Here is a 9,605-nt window from a genome sequence, read left to right on the forward strand (position 1 = left end):
GACGACCCCACCGATATCGCCATTCTATGGATGATTACCGGATGAATCCCAGCTCGACGTCCTCGCGGAGCTTGCCGAGCGCCCGGGACACCGCCGACTTCACCGTGCCGACCGAGACACCGAGCACCTCTGCGGTCCTGGCCTCGCTGAGATCCTCGTAGTACCGCAGCACCACCATGGCCCGCTGCCGCGCCGGCAGCTTCATCACCGCCCGCCACATCGCGTCCCGCAGGGCCTGCCGCTCCGCCGGGTCGTCCCCGGCGGCCGGGGTCTCGGGCTCCGGCAGTTCCTCGCAGGCGAACTCGTCGACCTTGCGCTTGCGCCACTGCGAGGTGCGGGTGTTCAGCAGGGCCCGGCGCACATAGCCGTCGAGCGCCCGGTGGTCCTCGATCCGCTCCCAGGCGACGTAGGTCTTGGTGAGCGCGGTCTGCAGCAGGTCCTCCGCGTCGCTCGGATTCGCGGTCAGCGACCGGGCGGCACGCAGCAGCACCGGCTGACGGGCCCGGACGTACGAGGAGAACGAGGGGTAGGCGACGGTCTGCGTCACGGCCGGGGCGGCCTTCGGGGCGCTGGTGCAGACGGGTGGAGTCATGCCTCAACGCTAAGAGCGGGGGTACGGGAGCGGATCGGCCGCAGGTCCCGAAGCGGAGTCCGCCTCAGGTTGTAGGGGTGGGGTCACCCCCACCTCCTGTAGGTGGACGAGAGGGGCGGAACTCCCGGACGACCGGGGTGCGGACACCCAGGGCTCCGGGCCCTCGGGAACGGGTGGGGGTGATGCGAAGGGTGTGGTACGGGCGCCGGAGGCGCGGGCCGGGCGGGGCGGTCCTGGAGACTCCCGGAGGCGCGGGTCCCGGAGGCGCGGTCGATGCCGATGACGGAGGCGCGGGCCGGGCAGAGCCGGTGCCGGAGGCGCGGGCCGGGCGGGGCGAGCTGGAAGGCGAGGCTCCGGAAGGCGCAGGCGGTGGCGGAGTGGCCGCGGCAGCTGGGCACGGCCGGGAGGAGGGGCGCGAACCCGCCGCCCCGGGCAGGGGTCCGGTACGGCCCCGGTACAGCCCGGCGACGGCCCGGGTACGGTACCGGAGCACCGCCGCTGGGCCGCCCGGTGACGACCCCGGGAAGCACGTGTCCGCCGGGCCGGCGGCCCGGCCCTCAGCTCACCACAGCGGGGGGAAGCCGACGGACACGTTCTCGTTTCCCTGGTTGACGGACGTGAGGGCGGAGCCGTCGACCTGCGCGGTGTTGCTCTGGTTCGAGGCTCCCGGGCCGACCGCCTGCTGCTGTGTGGTCGACGCGTTGCCGCTGTTGTCCCCCGCGACCCCGCTGCCGAGGACCCCCGCCTCGGCCTCCGTCGCCGTCGCGCTCGATCCGCCGCCCGCCGCGGCCCCGTCGTCCGCCGCGGCGACACCGCCGAAGAGGGCGGCCGCGAGCGGCAGCGCGGCGACCGCGGCGATGACCCGGGCGGTACGGATGCTTGCCATGTGGTTCCTCCAGAAAGATGCGCCCCGGCGGACCGCCGACCGCGCGAACCGTCCATGTACGTGGGTGGACCGGCCGAACCGGCCGGTGTGCGGGGACGGTTGGCCGACCGCCCCGACGCGGTGCACGACGTCGCGTGATCAGAATTGCCCAGCGGCCGTCGAACCAACCACCCCGGACGGCATCATTCGCCCTCAAGCGTGAGCACTTGTCGATAAACCCCTTTCAACACGCATTTCCCCCTGTCAGGGGCGGACGTGCCAGGGAAACCGCACGGCCTCGGGCGCCGCAAGGGGTGAAGCGTTCCGTCACCGCCCCCGGACCGTCCCGGACCGCTCCGGCGCGCACTGCCCCGACCGCCCACCGGACACGGGCGCGGCCCGGGGGCAGGCGCGACGCGAAGGCAGGGGCGGCCCGGGGCAGGCGCGGCCCGAGGGCGGAGGCAAGCGCAGTCCGGGGCAGGCGCGGTCCGAAGGCGGAGGCAAGCGCAGTCCGGGGCGGGCACGGCCCAGAGGTGGGCACAGGCACGGCACGGCACGGACACGGCCCCGGGCCCGCGCCCGGCCAGGGGCTACGAGCCGCGAGGCCGGTCGGAGTTCCCGGCCGTGGCGGCCTCGCGCCAGGCGCTCACACCGAGCCGGCCCGTCGTGCCGAGGTCCAGGTTCGGGGCGACGATCACGGGGTCGGCGCCCTCCTTGGGCCGTACCCGTACGTACGGCACGGTCACCGGTTCCCCGGCCTCGGTGGTGTTGCGCCAGGCGAGCGTCGCCGCGGCGGCCCCGCCCGGCGGCAGGGTCAGCGGCCAGGGCGGCTCGGAGTCGCCCGCCATGGGGATGTCACCGGTGCCGCGCAGGATCTCGACGCCGCCGACCGGGCGGAGCGCGTCGTCGAGCAGCCCCACCACCGGGTACCCGTACAGGGAGTACGGGCGGCTGCCGCAGTTCTCCAGATGCAGCCCGACCACCCGCAGGCCCATGGCGGCGTCCCCGTCGTCGGCGGTGAGCCGCAGCCCGGAGGCCGGGCAGTCCCCCGAAGCGGCGGGCGCCTCGGCGGAGGGCACCTTCTTCACGTCCAGGATGCGCGTACGCGTCGGCTCCCCGAGCCCGCCGCCGGTGTCCAGGGTGCGCCGCACGGTCCGCCCGGCGCCCACCCCGGGCACCGTCTCCGTGACGTTCGACAGAGCCCGCCCCTGCTCGTCCAGCAGGGAGAAGACGACGGTGTAGGTGTACGGCTCGGCCGCGTCGTTGGTCACGGAGTACCGCACGGAGCACCGCTGACCGCCCGCGGCGGGCAGCCGCTCGGCCCGCACGAGCCCCTCCGGGATGCCGGCCGACCCGCCCGCCTCCCCGGGACCGCCGGCCGCGCCCTCCCGCTCCACCGCGCCGGTGATCCGCACACCGTCCCGCGCGAGGTCCCCGGCGTCGCCCCGGACCTCCCCGCACCGACCGGCGGACGACGACGGCCCCGCTTCCGCCCCCGTGGTCCGGGTGCCGCAGGCGGTGAGCAGCAGGGAGACGACGAGGACACCGGACCCGGCGAGCAGCCTGGACGAAGTACGCATCGGCCCACCCCACCAGCCGGTCCCGCCCCCACCTGTGACGGGGGCCACTTTCCCGGTCACAGCCCTGTCACAAGGAGCCCGTCCCGGTCCCGGGACAGCCCCGGGGTCACCGGCCACCGGTCCGGCACGGCGCGCACGCGAGGGCCGGGGGCGGTCGGCGCCCACCGTGACGGATGCCCTCGTCCGCGCGGCGCGCACGCGAGGGCCGGGGACCATCCGCCCGGGTGCCGGAGGGGCGGACGGCACGGTCACCGGCCCCCGCCCCCGGACTCGTCCCCACCCGGAACGGGCCCGGGGCAGCCCCCGACCTCCCGGACCCACCGGCGGATCACGTCGAAGTCCCTCCCGGTAAGGCCGACATGGGGTTCGACACGGTGCAGCAGCGCCGCTCCCGGGTGCTCCGCCGCGACCCAGAGCCGGTCCACCGCGCCGATCTCGTCGTCGACCCAGACGAACGCCCGTCCCCCGGCCCGCGCGACGAGGTGCGGCACCTTCCAGTGCAGCCCCCGCGGCACGCCCCGGGCGCCCCTCCCGTCCTCCTCGCCCCAGGTCATGACGGGCAGCGGAGGCAGACCGAGAAGCGGAGCGATGACCTCGTTGGCCTCGTCCCCCCAGGTCGTGGCCCACACGAGAACGCAGCCGAGAGCGAGCAGCCGAGCGCCCGCCCGGGGATCCAGCCGCTCCAGCAGCGGATTCTCGGCGGCGGCCGTCCCCATCGGCGCCGGGCTCCCGAACGGCAGGAGGGGGCCGTCGACGTCGAGGAACAGCAGCGGAGGCGGCACGGGACCGGGCGCACGACGGGCGCCGGGCGCCTCGACGGCGGCGCCGCAGCCCGCACCGGCCGGGCGGCCGACCGCATGGGCGGCGTCATCGGACGAACCGACGTTTTCCACGGGGCGAGTCCGGGATGCCACGGGGCGAGTCCGGGGTGCCACGGGGCGACCCGGCGTCTCCGTCCGACAGCTCTGCGACCTTCCCGGCCGGACCGCCCGCCCCGCCCGAACCACCCACGCCGTCCACCCCGCCGGGACCGCCCACACCGTCGGACCGCCCACCCGACACGCACCCTCCGTGCCACCGGGACCGCCCTGCGTGCCCGGAGCCTCCGTACCACCGGGACCGCCGGCGGTGCCCGGACCCCCCGTACCGCCAGGACGCTGCGTCCCGTCCGGGCCCCCCGCCGCTCCGCCGGGCCCGTCCGCCCCGGCGTGACCGCCCATGCCGGTCGAACCACCCGCCCCGGCCGCCTCGTCGCCCATTCCGGCAAGGTATCCGCCGCGCCCGTGCCACGATGACCGCCGACGCGGGAAACGCGGACGAGGGACACGACGGGGGCGGCACACATGGGATTCGACCAGCGCTTGGCCGACATGCTCGACGAGGCGATGCTCGAACGCCCACTGCCACCCACCGCGGCCGCCCAGCTGGGGAGTTGGCTGGACGCCCCGCAGCGCGGCCGACCGTACCGGAACGGAACCGGCCCCCACTCCGTCACGTACTCCCCGCACCGCTGGACGTCCGTCACCCCCTGGCCCGACGCGTTGGCCGACCGGTCGACCACCACGTCGGCGCGGGTGAGCCGGGAGCAAGTGGTGGAGGTGTTCCGGCACACCCGGCCGGGCGGGTGGACCGGAGCCTTCACGGCGAGCCAGGTCTGGGGCCACGGCCGCACGGGCTACGGCCCGCACCGCACGGCCGCGATCCTCGCCCCCGAGGCCATCCCGGTCGACGCCGAGCGGATCCTCGCGGAAGCGGTCCACCGTCTGAACACCGTCGGCCCCTCCTCCGCCTACACCACCCTGCTGGTCCTGAAGGGCTTGGGCCCGGCCTTCCTCACCAAGTTCCTCTACTTCGCCGCGAAGGCACGGCCGGAGACGGCGGGCCTCGCCCCGCTGATCCTCGACAGCCAACTGGCCCGGGTCCTCCGCGCCCACGCCATCGACACGGGCGAGGAGGCCGGATACACCTGGGCCGAGCCGATCGCCGCCCGCATTTGGCGCGACGCCGGCTGGACATCCCACCGCTACGACATCTACCTCCGGTGGATGCACACCACCACCGCCCACCTCACCGCCACGGTGCCGGGCTGGCCCCCGGAACCGGACCTCCTCGAACTGGCCCTCTTCGACGGCGCGTGGAAACCCGGGACGTAGACGGAGCCGGTGCCGGACCGGTGAACGACGGCTGCGGCCGCGGGTGCCGGAACATTGCCACCCCCGGCACCGCGGCGGCTGCCGTCGCTGTCGCCGCGGGCGTTACCGGGAAGGCGCCGGAACGGGCCCCAACGGCATCGTCCTCAACCGTCGTTGGGCCCGATCACCCCCGGGCCGTCCTCCTGCCCCGACGGCCCGGACGACCCGCCCGGCACCAGAACGGCCAGTGTGCTGCGCGCCTCGTCCCGCAGTGAACGGCGCCGGGCGAACGTCGCCGTCAGCGCGATGACCGAGACCGTGCCCCCGTAGAACACGGCGGCAATCGTGGAGATGAGCCCGACCGACATCGGGCACGCACCCTTCTTCCCCCGTTCGGCCGCCCGAACCCAGGCCGACGACGGCGACGATGCGATTCCCCACCACCATACGACCCGCGTCAACCATCTTTCCGGCACCGGCAGTTGCGCCGCCTTCCTGCCCTCCCGCGCCCGAAGAACGGGAAGCCGGCGGACGCGACGGCCACCGGTCGCGGCAGCGGTCCGCGATCTCCGGCCCATGGAACCCTGCTTCGCAGCCACGGCGGTCATGTCCACGGCGCCCCTCCTTGCAGGGGCTGGCACAACGTCAGTCAAACTCGCGTATCAACGTGTCAGTTGCGCGCGGCGATGACGAGTCCAGCGAGGGCGAGCCCGGGCGAGCAGAGAAACACGATGCCGCCCATGAGCCGAAAGAACCAAGCACCAAGTCGCGACGGCTCTGTAAGCCTCAGATTCATCGTCTGCGCTGCGGCCACAGCCCTGACGGCGTTGCGTCGCGCGGCGAACTCGTCGGCCGCACCACGCACGTTGAAGAGAAACATCACCCCCCATGCCACGCCCGCCAGTCCCAATATGAACAGCGCGATGCCCACAACCACAGCCGATCCCCTCCCTTGAGCACCGCCGTGACCAGCGGTCGTCCGAGGATGATGCCAGCCAGCCCGTGGGCTGGTATGGGCGGACCTTGGTCAGGCATCCAGCCCCGAGCCATAGCCCGTGCAGGTGGCCGACGGGCAGCCTGACCAGGCGGTCTGGTCAGGCTGCCCGCCGACCTTGCCCACAATCCGCCCTGCTTCCCATCGCCACCCCCCACCGGCCGGCACCCGCATACGGGCCCCTCCGAACTCGAAGCGCTGACCACGTCCACCTGGTACGAGCACGCCACCGCATATGTGCTGACGAAGTGGCCGAAGGCGGCGGCCAAGCACCGCGCGAGCATCGCCGAGACCCTGACCACCGTCACACCGGTCTTCGTATCCAGTTCGCGTGGCGCCCCGAAACCCGCCGTGTTGCGGAAAGCCCTCTACGGATGGGCGTTCCGCGCGGCACGGGATACGGAGGGCGCCCTGCGGCTGCGGCACCAGATCGAGGTACCGCCGCCCGATATCGCCGCCGCGCTCGCCTGGACCGCGGAGCACACGTACAAGGTGACCGAAGTCGCAAGATTGGACCGGCTGCGCGCAGCGCTCGACGCGATTACTAGACCGCCCGACTCGCCATCAGCTTACGGGGCCAAGATCACTCGCCCCAAAGCAGCGCCAGCCCAAAGCCGCTCCGCCGACCTTCACTGAACGAGACTCCCGTCTCACCCGACAGATCTAGAGTTGCCGTATGGGTCCTCGCGATCAGAACAGAATGGATCGGTATACCTGGCTACCTCATCAAGCAGTACGCGCCTGCATTCGACTATCCAAACGACATGAAAAGAAATTTCAAGAAGCGCGGCATTTTATGATCGACGTCGCCGCATTAATCTCCATCATGTCGCACTCGTCTCGCGGAACGCGCAGGACAGATCAGGACGTGTTAGACGCTCTGACCCTGGTGGCTGAAATGCAGGTACTACTGGAGGCTTCAGAGGAGCGACTGCTCCGAGAGGCTCGACGTCGAGGGATCACGTTTCGCGAGATAGCCGATGCCATGGCCATGCGAAGCATGGCAATCCGCAGAACAGCGCTTCATCCGCCTCGCCGGAGGCAAGGGAGATGCCGAACAGAACCATATGAATCGCCGCCGCCAGGCGCGTTTTGGGTACGTCGTAGACGCCCAGGACAGGCACGAGAACCACATCATGAACCTGAATCTGGCGTTCCGCTGGATTGCGTTTGATGCAGATCTTCCGGAGGAAGTCGCGCAGGATCCTGAGGGCGAGAACTAGACGCACCCCCTCCGTGGACGTGGGCTTGTTGGATCAACAGGAGCATCCCCGAAACAGCCGTCATCTGCTCTGGACTGACGAATTGCAAACAAGCAATGAGTAGCCCAATTTGAACGAACGTCCTCAAATTGAGAACGCGCGCGAGGGTCATCATTTTCCCGTATCGGAAGGTTCGCATCAGCAGTTCCACCCCTTTACTTCCGGAATACTGCTACCGCCTAAGCAATAGTGGCACTTGTAAAGGAAAGGGCCGCAGAACAGGAAAATGTTATCCGGACCTATAAGACCTCACGGCTCGCAACGTCACAGGTGAGGTCCTCGAAGGTCTCCGTCCAAGATCCCTAGCTTGTCAACGAATGATTGACTACCCACGACGGCACTGTGAAGCGGCGCGAAAAGGGACGTCAGACCCCCACGCACAAGCGCCCTCCCGGGCCGCCCTCGGGCCGTGGAAGGGCGCTCAACGTTGACCAACGTCGACAGCTACCGACAGCTCAGCAGCAGGTCACGGCGTTGATCGGTAAGGCGGCCACAGGTCACGGCCGTCGGTGATCAGTTATGGCTGTTCTGAGGCGAGCGACGAAGCTGGGCAACGAGGCCGGCACGCACGTTCGAGTGCTGTAAAGCCCACCTATGGGATCGGCGGTGCAGACGAAACTGTGCTGACCGCTGCAGCTAGCGAGCAGCCACCCGCAGTCGGGCCACGTGGTAAGCCCAGGCATGGGTGGCTACCTTCTTCTCGACGGCAAAATGGCGCCCGGTGGCCACGTCCAGCACCCGGTGATATTCCTCCATGAACTCCCACGATACCGCCGAGAAATCTTCGTCCGTCCAGCCATACAAGTGGCGCAGCTCAAATTGCACGGCAGCGAGAAATTCCATCTCGCCACGGTCGATGGGCTCAGTTCTCCCACCACTGGCTTTCACCCATAGCTTCACCTTCTCTGATGCCCGCAACCACTTACTTCCGGAATCTCGCAGTTCCGCATAGTCAATCCAGGCCCAGAACGCTTCTGCATCCGCTATATCCGGCGCCTGTTTATGGTGATCCGCACAGAGATGGGCAAAGTTGCGGACATCCATAGATCCACCCAAGGAGGCAGGGACGACGTGGGCTCGTTCAACTGGGGAGCCCCAGCAGATCAAGCACTCCTGGGCGATGCCGAGGTACTCCATGATGGCCTGCTTAGTCGGGTACGTCTTTCTCGTGCTCCCTTCGACCTCCCTTGTGCGCAACGGGAGCGATTCAATGTCATACCAGAAAGAATTTTCCTCACCTTCCGGATACCCGATCTGCATATCTGCAGGCACTTTATTGTCCTGCCGCCGGGGATTTTTTGCGATGTACATCGGAGTGTGTAACTCCGTCAGGTAGGGAAGTGCGATCTCCGGGAGGAAATGCCGGACCATCTCCCAGGAGTCCCGGTCGTACCCGTTTTGACTATTCCGGTGCCCCTGTACGTCAAAATAGAGGATTCGCGGGGCATCAGGTTTCACTTCCTGTGCTTTATGAATGACTGCGAAGATTCGAGGGGCGCAGCGCTCAAAATTCTCATATACGGCCATATCGTGATATAGCGCTAGAGGCTTGACCTTTGCTGGCCGCCTAGGGGTGCTCTTCCTTTCGATCTTCTTCTTGGGCAACGATCACTCCTGAATTTTGGCAATGCCGGGCGCGAACAGGGTGCCAGCCCCCACTGACACTGCCCGCGGCATCATGTGACCCTTTGCCCGCCTGACACGGGTGCTTCCCAGGCTCTGCCGCTGACGGCAACGACGGCGGACGGCAGCAACACCCGGCAGCCCGTCGCGGAAGCGCCATGGACTAGCGACACCGGGCCACCACGGCGTGCCCGCATCTTCTAAGCGCCTGTGCCGTCGGCAGCAGCGAACCCCCCGAGCAACGTCGGCGGGTGAGTGTCTAAGAACTCCTAACGCAATGACTTCAGGCGTCGCCAGCAGATGAGTGCGCATCCGAGGATGAGGAAGGCTTCGTGGATGTCGTCGCGTATCTCCCAGCGGATCCGCAGGCGGCGGAACCAGTGGAGGTGGGCGAAGGCCCGCTCGACGACCCACCGTTGGATGCCCAGGCCCGAGCCGTGCTCGGTGCCGCGTCGGGCGATCTGCGGTTTCACGCCGAGGGCGCGGACGAGGCGGCGGTACTTGTCGTGGTCGTAGCCGCGGTCGCCCAGCACCACGTCGGGACGGCGCCGGGGCCG

11 protein-coding genes are annotated in these 9,605 nt (G+C 69.7%); 2 read left to right on the forward strand and 9 right to left on the reverse strand.

What is annotated here, in order from left to right; genetic code table 11:
• Positions 1-34: 34 nt before the first annotated feature.
• From GTY84_RS28355 to GTY84_RS28370, 4 genes are all read right to left on the reverse strand, one after another.
• Entirely contained in the window at positions 35-592 is a 558-nt protein-coding gene (locus tag GTY84_RS28355; RefSeq protein ID WP_161229256.1) for a SigE family RNA polymerase sigma factor, read from the reverse strand.
• Positions 593-1,154: 562 nt separating this feature from the next.
• Positions 1,155-1,478, reverse strand: coding sequence for a hypothetical protein (locus GTY84_RS28360; protein ID WP_161229257.1), 324 nt, complete (start codon positions 1,476-1,478; stop codon positions 1,155-1,157).
• Between the two features lie 569 nt (positions 1,479-2,047).
• The gene (locus tag GTY84_RS28365; RefSeq protein ID WP_161229258.1) at positions 2,048-3,037 is read right to left on the reverse strand and encodes a DUF4232 domain-containing protein; all 990 of its coding nucleotides are present in this window, start codon (positions 3,035-3,037) and stop codon (positions 2,048-2,050) included.
• Positions 3,038-3,285: 248 nt separating this feature from the next.
• On the reverse strand, positions 3,286-3,819 hold the full coding sequence (locus GTY84_RS28370; protein WP_161229267.1) for an HAD domain-containing protein: 534 nt from the start codon (positions 3,817-3,819) through the stop codon (positions 3,286-3,288).
• Between the two features lie 561 nt (positions 3,820-4,380).
• Between GTY84_RS28370 and GTY84_RS28375 the strand changes: the two genes are divergently transcribed.
• Complete coding sequence (locus GTY84_RS28375; protein ID WP_161229259.1) at positions 4,381-5,190, forward strand: hypothetical protein; 810 nt, start codon at positions 4,381-4,383, stop codon at positions 5,188-5,190.
• Positions 5,191-5,333: 143 nt separating this feature from the next.
• Here GTY84_RS28375 and GTY84_RS33190 read toward each other — a convergent pair whose 3' ends face one another.
• Positions 5,334-5,537 carry a hypothetical protein gene (locus GTY84_RS33190; RefSeq protein WP_202551926.1) on the reverse strand — a complete coding sequence of 68 codons (204 nt, stop codon included), beginning with the start codon at positions 5,535-5,537 and terminating at the stop codon, positions 5,334-5,336.
• A gap of 302 nt (positions 5,538-5,839) precedes the next feature.
• Entirely contained in the window at positions 5,840-6,100 is a 261-nt protein-coding gene (locus GTY84_RS28380; protein ID WP_161229260.1) for a hypothetical protein, read from the reverse strand.
• A gap of 300 nt (positions 6,101-6,400) precedes the next feature.
• Between GTY84_RS28380 and GTY84_RS28385 the strand changes: the two genes are divergently transcribed.
• Positions 6,401-6,799, forward strand: a complete 399-nt coding sequence (locus GTY84_RS28385; protein WP_161229261.1) for a hypothetical protein — start codon at positions 6,401-6,403, stop codon at positions 6,797-6,799.
• A gap of 323 nt (positions 6,800-7,122) precedes the next feature.
• Here the strand turns inward: GTY84_RS28385 and GTY84_RS28390 are convergent, their stop codons facing one another.
• The 3 genes from GTY84_RS28390 to GTY84_RS28400 form a co-directional block, all read right to left on the reverse strand.
• Positions 7,123-7,392: a hypothetical protein gene (locus tag GTY84_RS28390; protein WP_161229262.1), complete on the reverse strand. Its 270-nt coding sequence runs from the start codon at positions 7,390-7,392 to the stop codon at positions 7,123-7,125.
• Positions 7,393-8,061: 669 nt separating this feature from the next.
• Complete coding sequence (locus GTY84_RS34245; protein ID WP_237532731.1) at positions 8,062-9,030, reverse strand: hypothetical protein; 969 nt, start codon at positions 9,028-9,030, stop codon at positions 8,062-8,064.
• Positions 9,031-9,317: 287 nt separating this feature from the next.
• Positions 9,318-9,605: transposase (locus GTY84_RS28400; RefSeq protein WP_161229263.1), on the reverse strand; the 288-nt coding region annotated here is incomplete at its 5' end.

It is taken from the genome of Streptomyces sp. SID8352, assembly GCF_009862265.1.
In the GTDB taxonomy this organism is placed as follows: domain Bacteria; phylum Actinomycetota; class Actinomycetes; order Streptomycetales; family Streptomycetaceae; genus Streptomyces.